The sequence below is a fragment of the Proteus sp. G2609 genome (assembly GCF_963896135.1).
GTDB lineage: Bacteria > Pseudomonadota > Gammaproteobacteria > Enterobacterales > Enterobacteriaceae > Proteus > Proteus mirabilis.
Genome location: NZ_CAWQNB010000041.1, coordinates 1 through 22,884, shown reverse-complemented (window position 1 = coordinate 22,884; position 22,884 = coordinate 1). Strand labels below are relative to the sequence as shown.

General features: G+C 36.0%; 21 protein-coding genes. 12 read left to right on the top strand and 9 right to left on the bottom strand.

The annotated features are described in order from the left end of the window. The first annotated feature begins 146 nt into the window (after positions 1–146). Positions 147–530 (top strand): antiterminator Q family protein, encoded by a 384-nt coding sequence (locus AACV01_RS15375; RefSeq protein WP_161683189.1) that lies wholly within the window; start codon positions 147–149, stop codon positions 528–530. Positions 531–672: 142 nt separating this feature from the next. Beyond that, a complete protein-coding gene (locus tag AACV01_RS15370; protein ID WP_161683187.1) occupies positions 673–1,536 on the top strand; it encodes an esterase/lipase family protein in 864 nt (287 codons plus the stop codon). 111 nt (positions 1,537–1,647) lie between these two features. Here AACV01_RS15370 and AACV01_RS15365 read toward each other — a convergent pair whose 3' ends face one another. Continuing rightward, positions 1,648–2,079, bottom strand: a complete 432-nt coding sequence (locus AACV01_RS15365; RefSeq protein ID WP_004247923.1) for a hypothetical protein — start codon at positions 2,077–2,079, stop codon at positions 1,648–1,650. Positions 2,080–2,251: 172 nt separating this feature from the next. Between AACV01_RS15365 and AACV01_RS15360 the strand changes: the two genes are divergently transcribed. Then, positions 2,252–2,989 (top strand): phosphatase, encoded by a 738-nt coding sequence (locus tag AACV01_RS15360; protein WP_020945538.1) that lies wholly within the window; start codon positions 2,252–2,254, stop codon positions 2,987–2,989. Positions 2,990–3,075: 86 nt separating this feature from the next. Here AACV01_RS15360 and cyaB read toward each other — a convergent pair whose 3' ends face one another. The 3 genes from cyaB to AACV01_RS15345 all read right to left on the bottom strand — a co-directional run bounded on the left by cyaB (position 3,076) and on the right by AACV01_RS15345 (position 5,219). Further along, positions 3,076–3,624, bottom strand: a complete 549-nt coding sequence (gene cyaB / locus AACV01_RS15355) for a class IV adenylate cyclase (RefSeq protein ID WP_020945539.1) — start codon at positions 3,622–3,624, stop codon at positions 3,076–3,078. Positions 3,625–4,079: 455 nt separating this feature from the next. Then, positions 4,080–4,475 (bottom strand): DUF2628 domain-containing protein, encoded by a 396-nt coding sequence (locus AACV01_RS15350; protein ID WP_004242555.1) that lies wholly within the window; start codon positions 4,473–4,475, stop codon positions 4,080–4,082. A gap of 309 nt (positions 4,476–4,784) precedes the next feature. Then, positions 4,785–5,219 carry a universal stress protein gene (locus AACV01_RS15345; protein WP_004251473.1) on the bottom strand — a complete coding sequence of 145 codons (435 nt, stop codon included), beginning with the start codon at positions 5,217–5,219 and terminating at the stop codon, positions 4,785–4,787. 640 nt (positions 5,220–5,859) lie between these two features. On the opposite strand from AACV01_RS15345, the gene ftnA reads away from it, so the two are divergent. The 4 genes from ftnA (at position 5,860) to AACV01_RS15325 (ending at position 8,575) form a co-directional block, all read left to right on the top strand. Continuing rightward, positions 5,860–6,363, top strand: coding sequence for a non-heme ferritin (gene ftnA, locus AACV01_RS15340; protein WP_004242561.1), 504 nt, complete (start codon positions 5,860–5,862; stop codon positions 6,361–6,363). Positions 6,364–6,895: 532 nt separating this feature from the next. Beyond that, complete coding sequence (gene copC / locus AACV01_RS15335) at positions 6,896–7,288, top strand: copper homeostasis periplasmic binding protein CopC (RefSeq protein ID WP_004242563.1); 393 nt, start codon at positions 6,896–6,898, stop codon at positions 7,286–7,288. Next, complete coding sequence (gene copD, locus AACV01_RS15330) at positions 7,288–8,187, top strand: copper homeostasis membrane protein CopD (protein ID WP_046334981.1); 900 nt, start codon at positions 7,288–7,290, stop codon at positions 8,185–8,187. Before copC ends, copD begins: the two co-directional genes overlap by 1 nt. A gap of 46 nt (positions 8,188–8,233) precedes the next feature. After that, positions 8,234–8,575, top strand: coding sequence for a YebY family protein (locus tag AACV01_RS15325; protein ID WP_004242565.1), 342 nt, complete (start codon positions 8,234–8,236; stop codon positions 8,573–8,575). A gap of 300 nt (positions 8,576–8,875) precedes the next feature. On the opposite strand, the gene AACV01_RS15320 is transcribed toward AACV01_RS15325, so the two are convergent. From AACV01_RS15320 to AACV01_RS15310, 3 genes are all read right to left on the bottom strand, one after another. After that, positions 8,876–9,118, bottom strand: coding sequence for a DUF1480 family protein (locus AACV01_RS15320; RefSeq protein ID WP_004242567.1), 243 nt, complete (start codon positions 9,116–9,118; stop codon positions 8,876–8,878). A 212-nt stretch (positions 9,119–9,330) separates the two neighbouring features. Then, on the bottom strand, positions 9,331–11,649 hold the full coding sequence (locus AACV01_RS15315) for a PqiB family protein (RefSeq protein WP_046334980.1): 2,319 nt from the start codon (positions 11,647–11,649) through the stop codon (positions 9,331–9,333). Continuing rightward, the gene (locus AACV01_RS15310; protein ID WP_041701106.1) at positions 11,591–12,847 is read right to left on the bottom strand and encodes a membrane integrity lipid transport subunit YebS; all 1,257 of its coding nucleotides are present in this window, start codon (positions 12,845–12,847) and stop codon (positions 11,591–11,593) included. The genes AACV01_RS15315 and AACV01_RS15310 overlap by 59 nt, the downstream gene beginning before the upstream one ends. A gap of 277 nt (positions 12,848–13,124) precedes the next feature. On the opposite strand from AACV01_RS15310, the gene AACV01_RS15305 reads away from it, so the two are divergent. The 5 genes from AACV01_RS15305 to htpX all read left to right on the top strand — a co-directional run bounded on the left by AACV01_RS15305 (position 13,125) and on the right by htpX (position 20,006). Next, positions 13,125–13,622 carry a GAF domain-containing protein gene (locus AACV01_RS15305; protein WP_004242571.1) on the top strand — a complete coding sequence of 166 codons (498 nt, stop codon included), beginning with the start codon at positions 13,125–13,127 and terminating at the stop codon, positions 13,620–13,622. A 95-nt stretch (positions 13,623–13,717) separates the two neighbouring features. Then, a complete protein-coding gene (gene proQ / locus AACV01_RS15300) occupies positions 13,718–14,410 on the top strand; it encodes an RNA chaperone ProQ (protein WP_004242572.1) in 693 nt (230 codons plus the stop codon). A gap of 19 nt (positions 14,411–14,429) precedes the next feature. Next, complete coding sequence (gene prc, locus AACV01_RS15295; RefSeq protein ID WP_017827230.1) at positions 14,430–16,490, top strand: carboxy terminal-processing peptidase; 2,061 nt, start codon at positions 14,430–14,432, stop codon at positions 16,488–16,490. Positions 16,491–17,395: 905 nt separating this feature from the next. Next, positions 17,396–18,748, top strand: coding sequence for an OprD family outer membrane porin (locus AACV01_RS15290; RefSeq protein WP_004242576.1), 1,353 nt, complete (start codon positions 17,396–17,398; stop codon positions 18,746–18,748). Between the two features lie 379 nt (positions 18,749–19,127). After that, the gene (gene htpX / locus AACV01_RS15285; protein WP_046334978.1) at positions 19,128–20,006 is read left to right on the top strand and encodes a protease HtpX; all 879 of its coding nucleotides are present in this window, start codon (positions 19,128–19,130) and stop codon (positions 20,004–20,006) included. 324 nt (positions 20,007–20,330) lie between these two features. Here the strand turns inward: htpX and AACV01_RS15280 are convergent, their stop codons facing one another. Then, the gene (locus tag AACV01_RS15280; RefSeq protein WP_004242579.1) at positions 20,331–21,722 is read right to left on the bottom strand and encodes an L-cystine transporter; all 1,392 of its coding nucleotides are present in this window, start codon (positions 21,720–21,722) and stop codon (positions 20,331–20,333) included. 241 nt (positions 21,723–21,963) lie between these two features. Continuing rightward, positions 21,964–22,530 (bottom strand): metal-dependent hydrolase, encoded by a 567-nt coding sequence (locus AACV01_RS15275; RefSeq protein WP_020945544.1) that lies wholly within the window; start codon positions 22,528–22,530, stop codon positions 21,964–21,966. Positions 22,531–22,884 lie beyond the last annotated feature (354 nt).

The following is a 22,884-nucleotide window of genomic DNA, read 5'->3' as shown; positions in this document are numbered from 1 at the left end:
TATTTTTCTATTTATATATTGATATTTAATTTTATTATTTCTATTGTATTTTTTAGATAAATAACTATATTTATACATTACAAAGACTGTATAAAAAAACAGTGTGATCATATAGTGTATTTTAGAAAGATAAACAGGATGTTTATATGCAAAAAATATCAAAACTGATGAAAGCCTGGGGCTCATGGGTTGTAAATAATAATTTATATATCAATACATTAACAATAAATAAACGTGAAAATGTGCCAATACGTGTTAAATTAAGAAAAGCCTGTACTGATCGCCAAGGCATCATAGTCTCGGTATGTATGAGTAAACTACTAAAAAATCATAAAAAAGATTATGAATTACTAGTCGATTACTATGTATTTGGACAAACATTTATTCAATTAGCACAAGCGCATCGATGCTCTGATACTTATATCGGAAAAAAACTCAAAAAAGCAGAAGGCATTGTGGAAGGGATGTTAATTATGGCCGAATTAATATTTATTATTGAGAAAAATGAAAATAGTACTTTACGATCGTAATTTAAGGCTTATTCTAAACAAACTGATAGCAAATAAAGAATTGCAATAATATTGTTTATTGCAATTTATCTAATGAGTTCAACATTTGCTAATAGGATGTTAGCAATTTAATTAAGTGTTTTTAACCCCAAGGAGTGGATGTATGTCAACGAAATATCCTATCGTTTTAGTTCATGGTTTAGCTGGTTTTAATGAAATTGTTGGTTTTCCCTACTTTTATGGTATTGCAGATGCCTTAAGGCAATATGGGCATCAAGTTTTTACCGCTTCTCTTTCTGCCTTTAATTCAAATGAAGTGCGTGGCAAGCAGTTGTGGCAATTTGTCCAGACTCTCTTACAAGAGACACAAGCGAAAAAAGTGAATTTTATAGGTCATAGCCAAGGGCCATTAGCTTGTCGTTACGTTGCGGCTAATTATCCTGATAGTGTTGCTTCGGTAACTTCAATTAATGGTGTAAATCATGGTTCAGAAATAGCCGACTTATATCGACGCATTATGCGTAAAGACAGTATCCCAGAATATATTGTCGAAAAAGTATTAAATGCATTTGGTACTATTATCTCAACATTTTCTGGTCATAGAGGCGATCCTCAAGATGCTATTGCCGCATTAGAGTCTTTAACAACAGAGCAAGTCACAGAATTTAATAACAAATACCCACAGGCATTACCTAAAATCCCTGGTGGTGAAGGTGATGAAATCGTCAATGGGGTTCATTACTACTGTTTTGGTAGCTATATTCAGGGATTAATTGCTGGGGAAAAGGGGAATCTACTGGATCCTACTCATGCGGCAATGCGTGTGTTAAATACATTCTTTACTGAAAAACAAAATGACGGCTTAGTTGGTCGCTCGAGTATGCGATTAGGTAAATTGATAAAAGATGATTATGCGCAAGATCATATTGATATGGTTAACCAAGTTGCAGGGTTAGTGGGTTATAATGAAGATATCGTTGCTATTTATACTCAGCACGCTAAATACTTAGCGAGTAAGCAACTTTAATCATGATAAGTAGTCATACTTTGTATACTATTTTGTATACTCTATAGTTATATGATAGCAAGGTGGCGTAAATTATTATGGCCACCTTTTTTATTAGATGAAAATATCGAACTAGCGCTGTTTATGCACAGATATAGCAATGTGGTAACCCAATAGGTAAAGCGCTTGCTCTAGGCTATCGATTTTTGAAGTTTGATTGATATCGAGTAAACGCTCAATTTGGGCGCTATTTAGATTCATTTTTCTTGCCAGATCTGCCTTTTTAGTTTTTGTTGTTAACATGGCATTATGTAATGCGATTTTTAAGCAACTAATAGGGGGAAGATAAACAATAAAATCCCCTGATTGAGGCTCAGAAGGCATAGGGATCGGCATTTTACTCGAAATAAACTCTTCAAGTCCTACATGTAAAATATCTGAGGCTTCTAGTTCAATATCATCTTCTGTATATGCCACTGCATGTATATTGTCAAAATCACGATAAGTAATCTCGTAAGTTTCACTTTCTTCGTCAAAATGGGATGTTGCTGGATAATTGAACATAAATTGCCTAATTAATTTTAAAATTTATGCTCATGATTAAAGCATATTTAGCGGTTTTTATCTGTAATTCTTTACGCACCATCAAAATAGCAAGATCTCAAACGGGTTTTATCTTTAGAAAAAAAAAGCTATTGTGTCAGTTGTTATAGTATGCCAGAAAAAGGGGAGCTTTATGTATCCAGTTGATTTACATGCACATACCATTGCGAGTACACATGCTTATAGTACGGTTAGCGAATATTTTCAACAAGCTAAAAATAAAGGGATTAAGCTATTTGCGATTACAGATCATGGTCCCGATATGGATGACGCTCCTCATGAATGGCATTTTTCAAATTTGCCGGTGATCCCCAGAATGGTCGATGGTGTTGGTATTCTTTATGGCATCGAAGCAAATATCAAAAATATAAAAGGTGAAATCGACTGTACTGAGAAGATGAGTAAAAAATTAGATATTGTACTCGCTGGTTTTCATGATCCTGTTATGGGATCACTAGGTATGGTTGATAATACTAAAGCGCTTATTGCAACAATAAGTAGTGGTTTAGTACAGGTGATCACCCATCCGGGAAACCCTAAATATCCTATAGATATCAAGGAAGTCGCAAAGGTTGCTGCTGAGTTCAATGTTGCATTAGAAATGAATAATTCTTCTTTTATACATTCTCGAGTAGGAAGTGAGAAAAACTGCATTGAAATAGCAAAAGCGGTGCTTGATGCCGGAGGTTTAATTGCGCTTGGCTCCGATTCACATATTGCATCATCTTTGGGGAATTTTGAGCGAGTATTAGAAGTATTGGCGGAGATCCAATTTCCACAACAGAAGATATTGAATACATCACCAAGAAAGGTGCTTGATTTTTTACAAGCTCATGGCAAAAAAGAGATCACAGCGTTTCAACATCTTTGAGATAGTGAAAAAGCTTAAAAGCTAGCATTATTAAATGTTAGCTTTTTTCAAGTATCTTATTTGCTCGAGATTGTGCATCGTGTTAGTTAAGCTAACTTGCTTAAAAGCATTGTTTTATAGTTATGATGCTCTTGCTCACTATCATTAAAGCCAAATTGATATGCTAAGTTATGTAACTGTTGTTTATAGTCAGCAAGTTTACTCTCATCATCAGTCATAATAGCAAATTCAGCAAAGTAGCCAAGATTGTCTAATTTATCGATAGTGATATGAAATTGTTCTAGAAAGTAGATTTGACGGGATTTTGTATAGTTTAAAATACAGTGATAACCTAATGTTTTAAACATCGAAACCGTTTTTTCTGCATCTTCTATTTTTACTGCTTCACATTGGGCTTGTTCTGGGCCTTTTACAATTAATAAATTGATACCAGAGGGGACCATTTTTCTTACGCACAAACTTATAGAGGGAGCAGGGAAAGGCGTATTTGGATGTTCTAAATACCAATCTGTTTCATCATTTTTCGATATAAATAAAGTTGCTCCAGCGAGTTGTAATGCATCAATAAAATCTTGAGGTCGTTTTAAGTGGTATTTCAATTCTGCTTCAAATTTACCTTGAAAGTGTTCAGACATCTCTTTTCCTTATCAATTTATTATTCAATATAGCATTATTTATTGTTGGTTGTTCATATTAAAGAATAACCCTAAGATTTAACTGGGTTATAAATATTGTTATTAAATTTAAAATATAGCAAATGATAAATTGAATATTGTATAAATAGTGATAAGTGTTTTTTATGTGTTATTTTTTAGTGAAATTATTTATTTTATAAAAATAATTTATGTTTTTGATTTAGGGACAAATCTTGTATTTTATTTAATATTAAAGTGAAATTCTTAACTCATTAAATGATCACAAATCGCTGGGTAAATTTTTCATATGTGAGAAGGGCGAGGGAAAAGGTGAAAAATGAGGATTAAGCCATAAAAAAGGGCTACTGATGAGCCCTTTTAGGTAGCAAAAACCACTGATTTTCTGCTAATTTGATTAATGTTAATTTAATTTAACTTAACTTATTGATCTATTTTTAGAATACACCGGTGAACGGGTTCCAACCTTGATCATTTTTCTTTTCTTTTAAGTAGTAAGCATAATTAGCTGTCGCCGCCCATAAGAAGTTGAGCACAATACTGACTACATTGAGAATTGAAGGGCTTAGGGAAAGTCCTTCCACGATAAAACTTACCACAATGATAATAGCAACATTAATCCCGAATAAAGTTAATGCTTTACGCCATAAACCAAGGATAAGAAAATAAATAAAGCCAAAGAAGAAAGCCCAGATATTCATCCCAATTAGAATACGCTTACCGAAAGTCAGTGCTTTATATGCAGCCTTGTATTCTGGAGATTTAGGAGAACCATATTTTTCGAAGAAATCAAAACGCTCTTCCCATTTGGCAGAATATTCTTTATTCATCATAATTCCTGTTAGAGGGTCATTTAATTGTAGTCATAAAAAAACGCATTTTTACATAAAGTAACTTTGCAAACAATATAAATTTATTAACATTTTATTAATATATTGTTTTGTATAATAAATATTATCTTACGCTCGATATGAGTTTATTTTCATAAAATTCTTATTGTTAAAATGTTTATTTCTTTTTTATAGGAAGAATAAGATTTTGAGACAATAAAATTTTATTCTAAAGCGATTATTTAGATAAAAAATAAGAAATCAGGTTATTGGCGTAACCTGACTTCTGATAGGAAAAATCTTGGCGTTGAGTTATCGAACAACTAATACAGAAGATTCTGCATAGCTAACAACAGAAGACGCTGTCGAGCCTAGTAAGTAGGTTTTCATTCCAGGGTTACGTGAGCCTATCACAATCAGATCAGCTTGGATTTTTTTTGCGGTCTCTAAAATACGGTCGCGTGGGTTACCTACGGAAATATAAGATTGGGATGTGCTATTGGGAATTTCAATATGAGATAAACTATCATTTAACGTAGATAATGCAATTTCAATACGTTGCTTATCATTGGCAAGACGGTCTTGGCTGCCAAAAGCAAATCCGACAAAGGACTCATAGCTAGGAATAACAGATAAAAAGTGGATATTTAGTTTATCGGCCATCGCTAATGCTTTGAGATGAGTGACAACTTTATCCAATAAACCAAGCTCAGTAAAATCGATGGGAACTAATACAGTTTTTGTCATAGTGGCTCCTCATTAACCTTTTATATGTTGGGGGCTTTAGCGGGTTGTTATTATACGCACCAAAAATCAGTCACCTCTTAATATTATCAGTGCAAATAAAAAACGGTATAAAAAAATAGAAATATTTTCATTTTTTGAGATATTCATATTTATTTTATGTAAAAAGGTTGATCTATCATAAGATTGCTATTGATGGTAGAAAACGCAATAAAAAAGATAATAAATAAAGGAAAATATCTTGATGTTTTTAGTAAATATCGATATTCCATATGATAAATTATATTTAATATAAATTAGAGTGTGCAGTTTTAGAGCGTTACTAAATTTAATAGAAGACTATAAAAAGTGAATTTATTTGTTTTTAATAAAATTTATTTTTGAAGAAATGATTGTAACTAAAAATATCCTTTACATACAATGGGTTGTGTGTAGTTGATATTTATTTTGGCCATAATGGTTAATGATAATCAATTCCATTAATTATTATTTGTTTTTAAGTCATCATAAATGAGATTGGTTTTTATTTTTATTCTCTCTAAAAGTATAAAATATATAAAAAGTATATTTAAATTTACTATATTTTTATTTTTAGCTGTGCATAATATCCATAATGTTAATTTTCATGGTTAGGAAGTAAAATATGTTACATCAAGATATGATCAATAAACTCAATGAACAGCTGAATCTTGAGTTTTATTCAGCTAACCTTTACCTGCAGATGAGCGCTTGGTGCGATGATAAAGGATTTGATGGTGCTGCCAAATTTTTAAAAGCACATTCCCGTGAAGAAATGGAGCATATGCAACGCTTATTTGATTATTTAAGTGATACAGGTGCTATGCCTTTGTTAGGGACTATTGAAGCACCACCCGCTGAATTTTTATCTTTATCTGATTTATTTACTAAAACTTATGAGCACGAGAAGTTTATTACAGCTGAAATTAATAAACTTGCTCACCTAGCAATGACAACACAAGATTACTCAACATTTAACTTCTTACAATGGTATGTTGCTGAACAACATGAAGAAGAGAAGTTATTTAAATCTATTCTGGATAAACTTGCTATGGTCGGTGATGGTGGTAAGGCATTGTTCTTGTTAGATAAAGACTTAAGTGCTCTTTCTACATCCGCACATATTTAAATAATAAGAATAACTATACTGCTGTTTTAACCTGGTTGGCTAAGTGCATATAAGCATTGCTCAGATTAACATAACAAGCTCTACTGTAATCGCACAGTAGAGCTTTTTTTATCGACCCAGTTAGTGCAATATTGCATATCCATATAACTATTTTATATAGACGTAATCGATTTTTTATTTTTCTACTCCTTTAATTTAATCATTTCTTAAGCTTTGCTGATTATTATTTTGTCTATTTTCTGTTCTTTCTATTCTCTAGTTTGAGTCGTCGATTTATAGCCTATTTTAGTTTGGCTTTTAGATTATTTGGTTATGTATTGAACTGTGTAGTGTGTCAATTAAAGTATTATATTTTTGTTAAGTGTAAAAAGGGTGATATTTGAAACAAAAATGGCGCTAAATAAGTTATATTTTGAGTGCTAGTTCACAACCTTTTATTTCAACGATAAAGAAGCGCAGATATTAAAGTCAATTTGCTATAAAATCTTCTTTATCATAAATAGAAAAATCACCTGTAATTTAAGAGGTTATTATGTCATTAAACACACTTAAGACATCATGGGGTAAATTATCCGCCATCGCTGTTTTATTTTTAGGCATGTCATGCCAACAAGCCTTAGCACACGCACATCTAAAATCACAATTACCTGCAGAGGGTGCGGCTATTGAACAAGCGCAAGCACCAAAAGTGATTACACTCGATTTCTCTGAAGGGATTGAGTTGGCCTTTAGTAAAGTAAAAGTCACTGATAAAGAGGGTAAAGAAATTACTGTCGGTAAATTAAGTCTTGATCCCGTTAACAATACAAAATTGTTATTGCCATTAGAAGGTGAATTAGCAGAAGGGAACTACTCTGTAGATTGGAGTGTTGTTTCTGTCGATGGGCACAAAACAAAAGGTTCTTATCAATTTAGTGTAAAATAATGACTCCTGAAGACGTTTATATTTTATGCCGAATTTTTCATTTTGTGGCAGTCATGTTCATGTTCGGACTGAGCTGTTCGGCTGCCATTCTCGCTAAAGAAAAGTTTGTTCCTCTTATTCAAGTACGCTTACGTCCAGCATTGGCGATTAGCACTATCACTGTATTTGTTTCCACTTATTTATGGATGATAGTGCAATCAGGCATTATGGGAGATGGCTGGCAAGACGCTTGGTCACTAACAATATGGCAAGCCGTATTGGGAACCTCTTTTGGACAAATTTGGCAATGGCAATTAGTTTTATCCTCTCTCGCATTAATCGCTCTCTTTATTCATCAACGTAGCATTAGAAATATTAGTCTGTTATTTATCTCAACATTGATGCTTGTGCTACATGCTTTTATTGGCCATAGTGCCATGTTTACAGGTAGTGAAGCCGTAATTTATAAACTAAATCAGAGTATCCATCTTATTAGTGGAGCGTATTGGTTTGGTGGTTTATGGCCTTTTGTTGTGTGCCTACAGTTTTTACGTAATAAAGATGAATTAGCTGATGGCATGATCAAGCCTATTATTGCCACCATGAAACGCTTCTCATTATTTGGTCACTTCGCTGTTTTATTGGTTATAGCTAGTGGGATTGTGAGTGCCATTATGTTACTCCCCGGTTGGCCTGCAACAACACAACTTTCCTCAGAGTACCAAAGTATGTTATGGCTAAAAATAGCCTTTGTTGCCTTGATGTTAGGATTGGCATTAGTGAATAGGTATGTATTAGTGCCTCATATCCGTAAGAAGAATAACTTTCAATGGTTGCTTATTAATAGTTGGTTTGAGTTATTACTTGGTACTATGGTTATTTTGACAGTGGCCATTTTTGCGATTAACTCACCTGTATAGATTGATATATACTTGTATTAATCAATTTTTTAAGTGGAAGATAACCATGAAACGTTTTTTATTTGCGGGCATATTGATGCTTTTTTCTTTTCAAACTTTCAGTGCACCAATATCAACAGTCAGTAAGCTTCAGTTTGGTGATGCTTGGCCATTCACCCGTGAAGAAGTCATGCTAAATTGTCGTGCAGATGGTGCTTGGTTTGTGATTAATCCCGCAACTTTAGCTCAATATCCACTTAATAATATTGCCATGGAACAAATGAAAAGTGGCAAAGTTAATGCTCAACTAATTGATAGTATTCTACTTCCTGATCCCAATACACCTGATAAGAAAAAATCACTGGAAGCTATAGAAAGTGCATTTTTGTCTCTTTGTGAAAAAAACTAATCATTTGATTGAGTTGCAATAAAAAAAACACATTTGTTATTTGTTTGATTTAAAAGATAAAAAATGAGTTATTTGATTTTTTATAAAGAATATGAAGTGTGGTAGGAGTGTTTACTGGATCTTTACATATTGTTAGCTATTATTTAACAATAAGGTTGTGAAATAGATGTGGCATAAGCAGTTTTTTACACGCTATTTTCTCATTCAGTATCACTTTTTAGCGCACGGCTCGCAATGAGCCTTTTCCCTAAGCCAGGTAAATGATTTACCTGGCTTTTTTTATGATGCTTTAACATGCGATTAGGCTACTTTTAAAATCCAATGGTGGTTTTCTTTGTCATAGGCATGACGATAAAGCAGAATATTTTTATCTTTCAGTTGCGCAGGAATGCTGGTGTTTTCATCCCATCCATCTAATTGCATACAAAACTCTTTATCATAATCACATGGAATATGAACATAAGTGAGTTGGTTATCGGAAGAGTGTTTCAAAGTAACATCTTCAATTTCATAACAAGCAATTTTTAAGGTTGTTTTATTCATGCTATAGCTCCAAGGTTATGCGATGTTGTGTTGTGCTTTCATAGTTTAAGCTTAAAAGTGAACAGCATGGTGAGCACTTTTTAATCGGACAGTTTTAAGCATAGTATAAATGGAAGTCATTTCCAAAGTATTTTTTAGCAATAAAAAAAACGGATCAAATTTTGTGATCCGTTTTAAATAAATGTGTTAAATAAAGTTGATGATATTACCGTTTATGGCTTAGGTATCGCAGTACCCCATTCATTCCACTCTTTTGGCTCTTTAGCATTGAGAATGAAATTCTGCTCTTGTTTTGCTTTAGCCTGGAGTGGGGTTGATGGCGGTGTAGCAAATGTAATGCCACCACGTATAAACTGCTTAAATGTACCGCTGCGGAATACTCCACCAGTTAAACCAAATGAGAAGTTATAACCTGATGAAAGCCAAAACTCTGTGTTATTACGTACCAGATATTGATATTTCTGACTAATTCTAATGTGGATCAATACTCTGTCAGACATATTACCTAATTCTAGTCCGGTTACCGCACCTACTTCTAAACCACGATAATAGATAGGTGTGCCAATTTGCACAGATCCTGCTTCAGTCGCATTCAATACAAGGTTAAGGCCATCTAGATACCGAGAGTCGGTAATATTTGCCGTTTGTAATTCAAATATGCGGTATACGCCACCATTGCCTGGCTCTGCCTTGATATAAGGCTGAATAAGAGAATCTAAATTATCGAGGCCTGAAGCGGTTAACTCAGGGGTGACTACCGCAAATCGGCTTCCTGAACGTGCAAAAGTTTTCACATATTCAGGGTAGAGTACCGCTGATACACTCACCGCTTTTTTATCCGCAGAAAGGGTTAGCGTTTCCACCTGACCGATATCAATACCTAGATAACGAATAGGCATTCCTTCAGAAAGTTTACTGGCATCGTAGGTTTTTAAAGTAATTTGAGCACCAATGGCTCTAGCACTCGTTTCGCTAGGATAAAGTTTATATCTTGAAACATTGTTATTAATATTTTCAAAGTTATCAAAGCTTATCGCGCCTTTTAAGGCACGGTTTAGCGGCGTTGCTTCTACCGTTAATCCCGCACCATTTAATGAAACCTTCGCAGCACCTTCAGTCCAGAACACACTCTTTTCAGTAAGCAGGTGACGATATTGTTTAGAAATATGGACATCAATATCAAATTCATCCATTAAAGGCCGTACATCGACGATTTCTCCAACTTGGAATTGGTGGTAAAGCACCACGGAACCTTTTTGAATACCCGGTAGACTAGCTGCTTTAAGTGTCAAAGTGACAGGTAACTCATTGCCCTCAATACTTGCTTTAGCATAAAAATCATTGCGATAAAGGCGATATTGTTCTTTAGGGGTGCCTTGGCTACCCGGAATAAGGTGGATACCGCCTTCAAGCCACTCTTGAGGTGTGGCTCCTTGGATCTCAATACCATTTAAGCCCATATTGACGTTAATTCGGCTATTAGCGACAAATTTGCTGTTTTCGTAAATATAGTGTTTATATTCAGGTGCAATGATGGCATCGAAAATAACCCCATCATCACTGATGTTGCGCTGAATAATTTGTCCTATCGTAATGCCTCTAAATAGAATAGGTTGCCCGGCATCTACACCCCAGCTCTCTTCACTGGTTAATGAGATAATTAATCCATCTTCACCATATAAGGCTTTGCCTGCATCCACGGAAGTGGCAGACTGTAGCACAAATTGTTGATTTTCTTGGGCAGGGGGACTATTTTCCGGAGAATCAAAGGCAATAGCACCATTAATTAAAGCAGAAACACTTTCCATTTTAATAGAAGCACCACTCTTTAGATTAAAGTTGCCCTGAAAGCCGGATACATTCCAAAAATGACTATCTTGGCGGATCAGATGAGCATATTGTTTATCGATACTCAGCTCGATAAAAATACCTTGATTATCTGGACGTATGGCATAGCTGTAAACTTTACCGACCGGAACTTTGCGATAATAAACTTGAGAGTCGACATTAAGAGAGCCTAAATTATCCGCCGTTAAGGTGATAATTTGTTGGTTTTTATCAATGTTGGCTTTAGGACGAACCTCTTGAGCAACAAATTGAAACTGCTTTTCCCCATCTCCAGGAAGCATACTGATATAGTTGCCTCCCACTAAGGCATCTAATCCCGAAACACCAGAAAGACTGGCTTTTGGGGTAACAAGCCAAAATTGCGTATTTTTACGTAATGCATTAGCAAGGTTTTTTCGAATATCAGCGGTAACAATGACTCGACGTAAATCATTACTGAGCGTCACGTCCTGTACAATACCTACATCAACACCTTGGTAACGGATAGGTGTTCTCCCTGAAACAATACCAGAGGCTGATTGAAAATCGATGGTGATTTGTACGCCTTTTTCTTGCCAGTGTTGGAAAAGCAACCAACTCGCAATAAAAATAGCGATAACAGGGAGTAACCAAAAAGTCGAAATTTTACGTTTGCGACGTATTTCGGCTTGGGTTGCCTGTGTGTTGTTTTCTTCTTGTTGCATAAGTATCCCATAATAAACGACTATCAAACCATTCAACGGCAAGGATAGTGAGAATGACAGCTGTACCAAAATAAAAAGCTGCAGGTCCCATAGTGAATGTCATTAACTGATCTCGATTAATTAATGACATCATCAGCGCAATCACAAACAGGTCGAGCATTGACCATCGGCCGATCCAAGAGACAAATCGATAAAGTTTCATGCGCAATAGAGGGTGAATACGTGAGTTAAAATGAATGCTCAATAGTAACCCCAGCATAATGATTATCTTAAAGAAAGGCACAAAGATACTGGCAATAAACACAATAATTGCAATAGGTGTATTACCTGAATTAATTAAAGAGAGAACGCCAGAAAAAATAGTGTCTTCATTACGCTGGCCATTTAAATAAAAGATTGAGATAGGTAATAGATTTGCCGGTAATAGCAAGATCATCGCTGTGATGAGTGCTGCCCAGGTTTTTTGCAAACTCATTGGTTGACGAGCACTATAGCAAGATTTACATCTTGGGCAATGGCTCGAAGGTGGTTTTTTAAAATGGTAATGACATGCATGACAGGTTGCTGGACTCGTTTTTATCTCTTTTTGTGGATAAAACTGTTGCCATAGTTGATCCATATTAATGTTAATAAGCATTAATAGACTTAAAACCATTAAAGCTGAAAAAGCAACTAAGCCATGACCAATATAGATTGTGGCATAATCGCCCAGTTTTATGGTGGCAACACCAAGGCCAATTAAATAAACATCCAGCATTACCCATTCTTTTAGCTTACCTAACATTAATAGCACGGGACGTAAATTTAGATGTAAACGAGCCCCTAAATGGAGATATAAAATGGCAATGGGTAGACTAAGAGGAGCGGCAACGGCACAAAAGGCAACCATTGTTGCCGTTAATGGAGAGCCTTGTTGTGACATTAAGCGAATACCGTCAAGAACATTGGCTGATATCATGGTCCCTAATAAATGGATCTTGATAAGAGGTTGAGTAAAAGCGATAGACGCGAATATCAGCATGGTGATAGAAAGAATTAATAGCCGGGTTAATGACCAATCACGATAGGTCGCTAACTTGGCTTGACATTGTGGGCAATAGGCGTCTTCGCCGCGCTTGAGGTCTGTAGGAAGTGATACGAGGTGGTCACACTCCTGACAATGTATTGATTTGTTTTCTTTGGTGACTAAATCGCTCATTTATCCGCCTATTTGGTCTTTCTTCTCGCTTATCCTAGCTTAAGCCCAAAAAAAACCTCTATACTCAGTGGGTCACAAATTACCATTTTTATTATATTTACGCTTTTCATTTTACAATAATAAGTATCTGATTTTTTTTGTGCGCTTTTAGTGTGTATTATCGTTTTTTTGTAGACTTATTGAAAAGTCTGTATTCAACCTCAAGATAAAATAAGCTAAATTACAAGATATGTTATCTATTTTAGTTATGCTTTCGTTATGCAAATAGGATCTTCTGATGCCACAATTAAATTTTTATCAGGAACTCACTGATAATTTGTCAGCCTTGTTGTCTGGTGAAAATGACTTTATCGCATCACTTGCTAATACCAGTGCATTGATTTACGAGAAGTTAGACAAGATAAATTGGGTCGGGTTTTATCTTAATGATGGTAACTCATTAGTTCTTGGTCCTTTCCAAGGTAAAGTGGCTTGTGTCAGGATTGGTTTTGGAAAAGGAGTCTGCGGAACGGCATTCTCAGAAAACAAAATTCTAAGAGTTAATGATGTGCACCAATTTAGTGGACACATTGCATGTGATAGTGCAAGTCAGTCTGAAATTGTTCTACCTTTAGAGGTAAATGGACAAATTATCGGCGTTCTCGATATCGATAGCCCTATTTTTGGTCGTTTTGATAAAAAAGATGAAAATGGGCTTAAAGCGTTGTGTGACGTGCTCTGCGAGCATTTAAAAACGTGTCATACCGCAAAATATTGTGAATTTTGTGTAAGATAACAGGCGTTTGCCGTAGAAATTGTTGGCAACACTATTATAATGTCGCTTGTTCATGCCTGCGCTGGTTGGCAAAACCGTTGTAATCAGGAAATTTCATGGAAAATCAACCTAAGTTGAACAGTAGTAAAGAAATCATCGCTTTTTTAGCGGAACGTTTCCCTAAGTGTTTTATCGCTGAGGGTGAAGCACGCCCTTTGAAAGTCGGTATTTTTCAAGATCTCGTTGAGCATCTAAAAGATGAAACTCAGCTGAGTAAGACACAGTTACGTTCTGCCTTACGCTTGTATACCTCAAGTTGGCGCTACCTTTATGGTGTAAAAGAAGGGGCTAAACGTGTCGACTTGAATGGTAACGACTGCGGAGAGCTGGAAGCAGAGCATATTGCACATGCTCGTACACAATTAGCCGAAGCGAAAGCGCGCGTTCAAGCTCAACGAGCTGAGCAACGTGCTAAAAAGCGCGAAGCTGAAGGTGATAAGGAGACCAGTAAACGTCCGGCAGCGAAAAAGCCAAATCCTCGTCGTCAAGCACCTAAAGATGGTGAAAAACGACAGCCTCGCCCTCAAAAGCAAGCTAATCAAGCGCCTCGCAAAGCGCCACGCCAAAATACTGAAAAGTTAACCCCAGTCAAAGACATCTCAGTGCTTACTGTAGGTCAATCGCTGAAAGTTAACGTTGGAAGTAGCGTGATGGATGCGACAGTGCTAGAAATAGCGAAAGAGGGTGTACGTGTACAATTGCCTAACGGTTTGGCAATGAATGTACGCACGGAACATTTAAAGTTCTGATACGGAGGCCAACCAGAGCATGAACAAACTTTTAAATGTGGCTTTTGCTATCGGATTAGCGTTAACAGGCACTTCTGCTGTCATGGCTGATAAACCAGCCACGCCAGCCATGGTGACTATTAATCAATTACCGACATTAAAGCAAGAGCCACAACATTCCACAGTGAGTGAACGTGTCACCGCTCGTTTTGAACGTTCCCACTATCGTCAATTCTCGTTAGACGCGAGTTTTTCCGAAAAGATTTTTAATCGCTATCTTAATTTATTGGATTATAGCCATAACGTATTATTAGCGTCAGATATTGCCCAGTTTGATAAAGATAAAACTAAAGTGGGTGAATATTTAAAAACAGGTGAATTAGGTCCCTTATATGATCTATTTAATCTTGCGCAAAAAAGACGTTTTGAGCGCTTTCAATATGCTTTAAATCGATTAAATCAACCTATCGATCTCACTGGACAAGATAAATTTCAGTTAGATAGAACCAAAGCGCCATGGCCGAAAACGCAAGCTGAATTAGATAAGCTTTGGGATGAAAAAGTAAAATACGACTGGCTAACACTTAAACTCTCTGACAAAACAGACAGTGAAATCAAAGAAACACTGACAAAACGTTATAAAGCTGCATTACGTCGCCAAACACAAAGCCAAAGTGAAGACGTATTCCAAATTATCATGACGGCTTTTGCGCGTGAAATTGATCCTCATACCAGTTATTTATCACCAAGAAATACGGAAGCCTTTGATTCAGAGATGAGCCTTTCATTAGAAGGGATTGGTGCCGTATTACAAATGGATGATGATTATCCAATGATTAATTCCATGGTAACGGGCGGACCGGCTGCTAAAAGTAAAGCGCTAAAAGTAGGTGATAAAATTATCGCTGTCGGTCAACATAATAAACCCATGGTTGATGTGGTTGGTTGGCGCTTAGATGACGTTGTCGCGTTAATCAAAGGCCCTAAAGGTAGCCAAGTTAAACTAGAAGTTATCTCTGATGAAAAAGGGGCGAAGCCAAGAACTATCACTTTAACAAGAGAACAGATCCGCCTAGAAGATAGAGCGGTCAAGTTAACCGAAAAAGTGATTAATGGTGATAAAATCGCTATTTTAGATATTCCTAGTTTCTATGTCGGCTTAACTAATGATGTTAAAACCCAACTACAAAAAGTGGCTAAAGACAATGTATCTGCTTTAGTTATTGATTTACGAGGTAATGGGGGCGGTGCATTAACGGAAGCTATTGCATTATCGGGTTTATTTATTCCAAGTGGTCCCGTCGTTCAAGTCCGTGATAATAATGGTCGAGTACGCCAAGATTATGATCGTGATGATGTTGTCTATTATAAAGGGCCACTAGTGGTTATTGTTAACCGCTTTAGTGCTTCTGCTTCTGAAATTTTTGCTGCTGCAATGCAAGATTATGGGCGCGCATTAATTGTCGGTGAGCAAACCTTTGGTAAAGGAACGGTGCAACAATATCGTTCATTGACACGAGTTTATGATCAGATGTTAAGTCCTGATTGGCCTAGTTTAGGTTCAGTTCAGTACACTATCCAAAAATTCTATCGTATTAATGGCGGAAGTACCCAATTAAAAGGGGTGACACCAGACTTGTTATTACCAAGCTTTGATAATTCAGAAATGGGGGAAAGCAATGAAGATAATGCTTTACCTTGGGACAGTATTCCACCGGCTAATTATAAGCTGTCTGAGTATTCAGAGAAAATAAAACAAGCACTACCTACATTGGCGGATCAACATGCTAAACGTATCGCGAATGATAGAGAGTTTTCATATATCTTTGACGACATCAAGCGCTACAATGAAGCTAAAGCCAAAGGTGAAGATAAGTTTATTATTCTTAATTTTGCAGAGCGCGAAAAAGAGAATAAAGAGCTAGAAGCCATAAAATTACAGCGTATTAACCAACGTCTTAAGTTAGAGGGTAAGCCACCACTAAAATCACTTGATGATTTGCCGAAGGATTATGAAGGCCCTGATCCTTACTTAGATGAAACGGCTAATATTGCGGATGATCTTGCAAAGGTATTAAAACCTAAGAAGTTATTAAATTAAGTTTTTCTACTTAAGAAAGTGATTCAAATTTACCCCCAATAGTTGATTAATCAATTATTGGGGGTTTTTATTTCCCTATATTTGTCTGAAAAAGTATCTGGTATCTAATGCTTTATAATAACCTTAGTTATATCTTTAGTGAGAAAATCATCTCATACTATTATTTGGCTATTTTTCTTAGTAGTCACATTTAGTTACCAGTAACATAAGAATTCATTAAGGTATTTAACTGCTTTTATATAAAAATATTCTTAATATCATGTAATCTAAGTTTTTATTTAAAATCTATTTGATGCTAGCTTTGAAAAATATAATCAAATGGAATACAAGGGGTTTTAGATAAAAAATCTTTTATAAGGTAAATAAAAACTAGATTTTTATCTATTAAATAAGATAAAAAAATAAATGCCTTATTAAATGTGATTAAATTCACATTTAATGGTTTACTTATTGCAATAAATGTAACATGTTGTGACAATGATCGCTCTAGTTGACATAAAATTACGATAGCATACAGATCATAAAATTTTGTATCATTCTGACATACTAAGGTAATAGTAACAGATTAAAAATCTCACCCAAATGCTAAGTGCAAAATCTCTTCTCATCGGCGCAGTTATATAAACGCTAGAATGCGCTGATTTTAGAATAGATTTTCTCATTAAGGACTAATGACTAGAAGGTAAGTTATTTATAATTTGCTTAAGCATTTCATTGCTCAAAAAAGTAAATAACAATGTGGTGAGATGACTACCTAGCATTATTGATGCTAAAAAAATAGCGATTTGGCTTAAGTTTATACAATTTAAGCGAGCGTTACTTTTAGCTAAATATAAAAATAGTACTTTGTTTAACTTATTGAATATAAATAAATTTAAATAGTTATTAACCAGGTTGAATTTAAAATGAAACTAAAAAGAATGGTGTTGTTTATGTTTTCCCCTTGTTTTTTAGCTGTGAGCGCTGCTAATGCTGGGAATTGGGAAAATACAATTAAAGAAAGCTCATTTATTTCTGATTCTGAACTTGAGCTGACTACCATTAATATGTGGAAATACCTAAAAACAGAAAACCGTTTTGATAAACAAGAGCAACGTTATAGAAAACAAGTTGCTAATGCTTGGGGTCAAAACTTCCAAGCTGATTTCAGATCTGGTTATTTAGGTGGCATTCTTGGATTCGATGTTTCTTATTATGGTGGTATTAAATTAGGAGCAAGTAAAGACTTCGCTTCTCGTGCCATATTATATAATGATGATGGCGAAGCAAAAGGCTATAACAAAATTGGTCAACGTTTTGCAAAAGTGAGATTCGATTTAGATCCTGTTTTAATTAATGGTAAAGCGGGTTGGTTTACCTTGAAGAATACAGGTATTTTTACTAACTCACAGCGCTTATCATTAAACAGTTATAACGGCTATTACACTAATACGGCGATGGGTGATTGGAGTTTAGATTTGCTGTATCTCGACGGAAAAGTTATGCGTCGTGATAGCCCAAATATCGATAGAATGTATTTCAGTGATGGTAATGGTGTTAGACATAATATTGACCATGTTATTACTGGGGGAGTTAACTATAATTCCAAACCATTAAAAGTCTATTATTTCTATGGTCAGGCGGATGATGTATTCCGTCAACACGGTTTAGAAACAAAATATAAGTTAACATCAGACGTTACTCTAGGTGGTGTTGTTTATTACCACGATTATGGCAGTGAAGGAAAACGCACATTAACCAATGCTAATGCAGGTAAACGTAACTTTGATAAGGATGCATGGCACTTTGCTGGTACTATGGAATGGCGTATTCCTGAATCAGCGTGGACCATTCGTACGGGTGTGACTTATACCGATGCGAAAAAAGCCAATGGTGTTGGTCAATTTGCGCGTAACCCAATTGGGAATACTCGTGGACGCTTTAACTCACCAGCTTATGCAGATATTGACTATGTGCGTGATGGTGAAGTGATGGGGGCATTAGAAGCTGCATACAAAGTTAACAATGAGTTGTCTGTTGGTGCACGGACTAACTATAGTGAATTTAGTTACTCCGGCGAAAGATTAAAACAAGGGCAGTTTGGCTTATTTAGCTACTGGAAGCCAACGGCTAATCTTTCTATTTCTTTAAGTGGCGGTATTGGTTGGCACCATCAACAAGAAAATGATTACACCACACCAAAACTGTATGATGGTCACTCACGACGTGCTCACTCATTATCAGGCTCTATGACAACGACATATCGTTTTAAAATGTAATTGTTTATAGGGTAAGGGATAACAGAATTCATCCCTGTATAGGTGCATGGCTTGCCTGATGGTAAGCCATGTACAAAAATAGATAAAGCTGGCATCCAAGCCTTTAATCTAACAAAACGCCTTCAATTAATTTATTTTGTTAAAATTTCATCACTAGGCATTTATTTTTGGGCCTATCTTGCCTAGACTGTTATTCCTCCTCTATGTGAAAATAATCCTCCATAATTTAGCTACTAATTACATTTTCTTTTATTAAAATGTAAAGTTATATCGTTTTTAGTAGCAAACAAGTTAAAAGACTTGATAAAATAAAAAAAAGCCTTATTTATAAGATAGTTTTTGCAATGTGGTAATTAGATAAAATAGGAACAGTATCAATATGATGAGGATTGCCTTATTCCTGTTAACAAACTTAGCTGTCATGTTTGTGTTCGGGATCATCTTATCTTTAACAGGTATTCAAGGCCGCAGTGTTCAGGGTTTAATGATCATGGCTGGCCTATTTGGTTTTGGTGGTGCATTTGTTTCTTTACTTATGTCAAAATGGATGGCATTACGATCCGTTGGTGGTCAAGTGATTGAAAATCCAACCTCTGAAGTAGAACGTTGGTTACTTGATACTGTAAGACGTCAGTCTGAGCAAGTGGGGATTAAAATGCCTCAAGTTGCAATCTACGATGCACCAGATATTAATGCGTTTGCAACTGGAGCTCGTCGTGATGCTTCGCTGGTGGCGGTGAGTACCGGATTATTAGCCAGTATGAGCCGTGACGAAGCGGAAGCTGTTATTGCACACGAAATTAGCCATGTTGCCAACGGTGATATGGTAACGATGACCTTATTACAAGGTGTTGTGAATACTTTCGTGATCTTTATCTCCCGTATCATTGCTCAATTTGTGGCGAATTTTATTTCGAGCGATGAAGAGAGTGAAAACAGTAACGGAAACCCATGGGTATATATGGGCGTTTCTATGGTGCTTGAAATTGTCTTTGGCATTTTGGCAAGTATTATTACGATGTGGTTCTCTCGCTACCGTGAATTTCATGCGGATGCAGGCTCTGCAAAACTGGTTGGCCGTGAGAAGATGATAGCGGCATTACAACGCTTAAAAACCAGCTATGAGCCACAAGAAGAGAGCAGTATGATGGCTTTCTGTATTAATGGCCGTAATAAGTCATTTAGTGAGTTATTTTTATCACACCCACCATTAGATAAACGTATTGAAGCACTACGTAATGGCGAATATCTCAAGTAAAAGAAACTATTAGCGATAAATAATTTTTAATTATCAGTTTACAAATGCCAGAGACAGAAATGTTTCTGGCATTTTTGTTGGTGATTCATTAGCTTTAATTAATTCCTACAATCGCTTTTCGTTTTATTTAACAGACCGTTCTGGTTCAGCCAAATATCCTCATCGCTTAATATTTTTATAGGTATTAAGTTAAGCCTCAGAGCTAGTGATGCATGATCATCATATCTATTGAATGATAAAAGGCAGTTAAATTAATATCAAAATAAAAAAGCCAGTTTAAAATTAAACTGGCTTTAAGAGATTTAACTTAATTGTTAATGTGGTTTACTTCACATTAAGTTCAGCTTCTTCTTCCTGATTAAAGATCTCTTTATCTGTTTGGCGCATCATTTGGCTAGTAATAGTACCTGCGGTCATAGAGCCACTGACATTTAATGCAGTACGACCCATATCGATAAGAGGCTCCACAGAAATCAGTAGGGCAACCAGTGTTACAGGTAATCCCATTGCTGGTAAAACGATCAGGGCTGCAAAGGTTGCACCACCACCGACACCCGCAACACCTGCTGAGCTAATGGTTACGATACCCACCAAAGTGGCAATCCAAAGAGGATCGAAAGGATTAATACCGACTGTTGGTGCCACCATAACGGCTAACATAGCAGGATAAATACCGGCACAACCATTCTGACCAATTGTCGCACCAAAAGACGATGAGAAACTGGCAATCGATTCAGGAACACCAATGCGACGAGTTTGTGTTTCGATATTTAATGGAATACTGGCAGCACTCGAACGACTTGTAAATGCAAATGCTAATAATGGTCCTGCTTTTTTGAAGAATTTAATTGGGCTTAAGCCAGTAAATCCAACTAATAAACCATGAACGACAAACATTAAGCCCAGCGCAACATAAGAGGCAACAACGAAGCTACCGAGTTGAATAATGTCATGCAGATTGGAGCTTGCCACAACTTTAGTCATCAGTGCCATTACACCGTAAGGTGTTAATGCCATAACGATACGGACTAACTTCATGATCCACGCTTGTAAGCTATCAATCGCTGCTAATACTTTTTCACCGCGAGGTTTATCTTCTTTAAGCAGTTTTATTGCAGCCATTCCTAGGAATACCGCAAAGATAACTACACTAATAATCGAGGTTGAGCTTGCACCAGTTAAATCGGCAAATGGATTTTTAGGAATAAAAGATAAAATTAATTGAGGTACAGTTAAGTCAGACACTTTACCTATATAATTATGTTGAATAGCGGCTAAACGCTGCGCTTCCTGTTCCCCTTGAACAAGACCTTCAGCTGTTAAACCAAAGATATTGGCTATAACAATACCAATAAGAGCAGCAATTGCCGTTGTAAATAGAAGTGTACCAATGGTTAGTGCACTAATTTTTCCCAATGATGATGCTTGGTGTAAACGTGATACTGCACTTAAAATAGAAGCAAATACCAATGGCATAATGATCATTTGTAACAGTTGTACGTAACCGTTACCAACGATGTTAAACCAAAGGATAGATTCTTTAATAATAGGATCGTGTGCGTCATAGAATGCATGTAACGCCAGCCCAAACACCACCCCAAAGACCAAACCGACAAGAACTTTCTTTGACAGGCTCCACTGACGTTGGCTTAATTTAGCCAAGATGAGTAATAGCACAACAAAGACGAGTACGTTAATAATTAACGGAAAATTCATCTTAACTCTCCAACGAGATTTTTATATATAAATTTGGCGATTGTATGCGATATGAGTTCTTAGGTAATAAGAAAGGATATAACAGCATCAACTCGCTATATGGTAACAGTATTGTTAATAACTTTTTATAATCAATTATTCTTTTATATAGTCGTTTAGTTATAAAAACAAGGAAGATTAGTATAAAAAAGACTAATTAACTATAAATAGATAGAGGAAAGTAGAGAACTGTCAAGGAGAGTTAAAAAGGTGTACGTTTATCGTGGTACATTTGTAACCAGTGATTTATTTGTGTGGGAAGAGAAAAAGTTAGGTGTGGGGGCAGAAATAGTGCACCAACTAAGATGATGACAGAAATAAATCGTTCTCCTTTTTTGCTATTTTTTTTCGCTAAAATCGGTAAGGCAAAACGCATTTTTAGTGGCCATAAAAAAGGTACACCTGATGGTGTTAGCATATCTGCCAGTAGGTGACTTAAGTAACCTAGCAAAAGGGCGTGAAAAAAATCAGCCGAAATCGCTATATAAGGCGCAACTTGTGTTTCCCATAAAATGGCTAAACCACAAAAGGCGAGTAGGCTATGTGTGAAGCCACGATGACCACAGAGTTTTGATAGCGGTAATGAGATTATCCGAAAGAGGCGTCCTAATATAGAGCCTGGATGATCTAAATCTGGTAGTAGTGAACCTAATAAGACAGCAGGGATCATGTGAAACCAATCACCTTGAGCAAGAACGGGGGTTATTTCTAATTTCTGTGCTAAGACGAGTGTTGCAACAGAAAAAAGTAAATGTCCTTCGGCTGTCATTCCTTATCTATGCCTATATGCGGTTTTTACCGCTTGCTGTTCATTTATACAGTGCTTAAGTATAAAAGGTTTTTACAGCAACTAACAGACATAAAAGATAAAAATTGCCTTAATTATTAAGCAATAACAGAAATATTTTATTCGGATGTGTTAAAAATAACCAAATTTTAGATAAGGGATGAGAATTAATATAGAAAAAGGATATCGACAATAAATGATATCCTTCTTTGACATCCTCCACGCTCTAAAGGACGTGGATCCCTACTGCGTTCAGACTGATGTCTGAATCAACTCGGCGGGTTCCTGCTTCGACGGGCGGTCTGACTGCACCCTCCCTCCACAGGCAAGCACGGC

What these genes read in the sequence shown, in the direction of transcription:
- AACV01_RS15375 (WP_161683189.1), top strand. Translation starts at nt 147, where the DNA reads ATGCAAAAAATATCAAAACTGATGAAAGCCTGGGGCTCATGGGTTGTA.
- AACV01_RS15370 (WP_161683187.1), top strand. Translation starts at nt 673, where the DNA reads ATGTCAACGAAATATCCTATCGTTTTAGTTCATGGTTTAGCTGGTTTT.
- AACV01_RS15365 (WP_004247923.1), bottom strand. Translation starts at nt 2,079, where the DNA reads ATGTTCAATTATCCAGCAACATCCCATTTTGACGAAGAAAGTGAAACT.
- AACV01_RS15360 (WP_020945538.1), top strand. Translation starts at nt 2,252, where the DNA reads ATGTATCCAGTTGATTTACATGCACATACCATTGCGAGTACACATGCT.
- cyaB (WP_020945539.1), bottom strand. Translation starts at nt 3,624, where the DNA reads ATGTCTGAACACTTTCAAGGTAAATTTGAAGCAGAATTGAAATACCAC.
- AACV01_RS15350 (WP_004242555.1), bottom strand. Translation starts at nt 4,475, where the DNA reads ATGATGAATAAAGAATATTCTGCCAAATGGGAAGAGCGTTTTGATTTC.
- AACV01_RS15345 (WP_004251473.1), bottom strand. Translation starts at nt 5,219, where the DNA reads ATGACAAAAACTGTATTAGTTCCCATCGATTTTACTGAGCTTGGTTTA.
- ftnA (WP_004242561.1), top strand. Translation starts at nt 5,860, where the DNA reads ATGTTACATCAAGATATGATCAATAAACTCAATGAACAGCTGAATCTT.
- copC (WP_004242563.1), top strand. Translation starts at nt 6,896, where the DNA reads ATGTCATTAAACACACTTAAGACATCATGGGGTAAATTATCCGCCATC.
- copD (WP_046334981.1), top strand. Translation starts at nt 7,288, where the DNA reads ATGACTCCTGAAGACGTTTATATTTTATGCCGAATTTTTCATTTTGTG.
- AACV01_RS15325 (WP_004242565.1), top strand. Translation starts at nt 8,234, where the DNA reads ATGAAACGTTTTTTATTTGCGGGCATATTGATGCTTTTTTCTTTTCAA.
- AACV01_RS15320 (WP_004242567.1), bottom strand. Translation starts at nt 9,118, where the DNA reads ATGAATAAAACAACCTTAAAAATTGCTTGTTATGAAATTGAAGATGTT.
- AACV01_RS15315 (WP_046334980.1), bottom strand. Translation starts at nt 11,649, where the DNA reads ATGCAACAAGAAGAAAACAACACACAGGCAACCCAAGCCGAAATACGT.
- AACV01_RS15310 (WP_041701106.1), bottom strand. Translation starts at nt 12,847, where the DNA reads ATGAGCGATTTAGTCACCAAAGAAAACAAATCAATACATTGTCAGGAG.
- AACV01_RS15305 (WP_004242571.1), top strand. Translation starts at nt 13,125, where the DNA reads ATGCCACAATTAAATTTTTATCAGGAACTCACTGATAATTTGTCAGCC.
- proQ (WP_004242572.1), top strand. Translation starts at nt 13,718, where the DNA reads ATGGAAAATCAACCTAAGTTGAACAGTAGTAAAGAAATCATCGCTTTT.
- prc (WP_017827230.1), top strand. Translation starts at nt 14,430, where the DNA reads ATGAACAAACTTTTAAATGTGGCTTTTGCTATCGGATTAGCGTTAACA.
- AACV01_RS15290 (WP_004242576.1), top strand. Translation starts at nt 17,396, where the DNA reads ATGAAACTAAAAAGAATGGTGTTGTTTATGTTTTCCCCTTGTTTTTTA.
- htpX (WP_046334978.1), top strand. Translation starts at nt 19,128, where the DNA reads ATGATGAGGATTGCCTTATTCCTGTTAACAAACTTAGCTGTCATGTTT.
- AACV01_RS15280 (WP_004242579.1), bottom strand. Translation starts at nt 21,722, where the DNA reads ATGAATTTTCCGTTAATTATTAACGTACTCGTCTTTGTTGTGCTATTA.
- AACV01_RS15275 (WP_020945544.1), bottom strand. Translation starts at nt 22,530, where the DNA reads ATGACAGCCGAAGGACATTTACTTTTTTCTGTTGCAACACTCGTCTTA.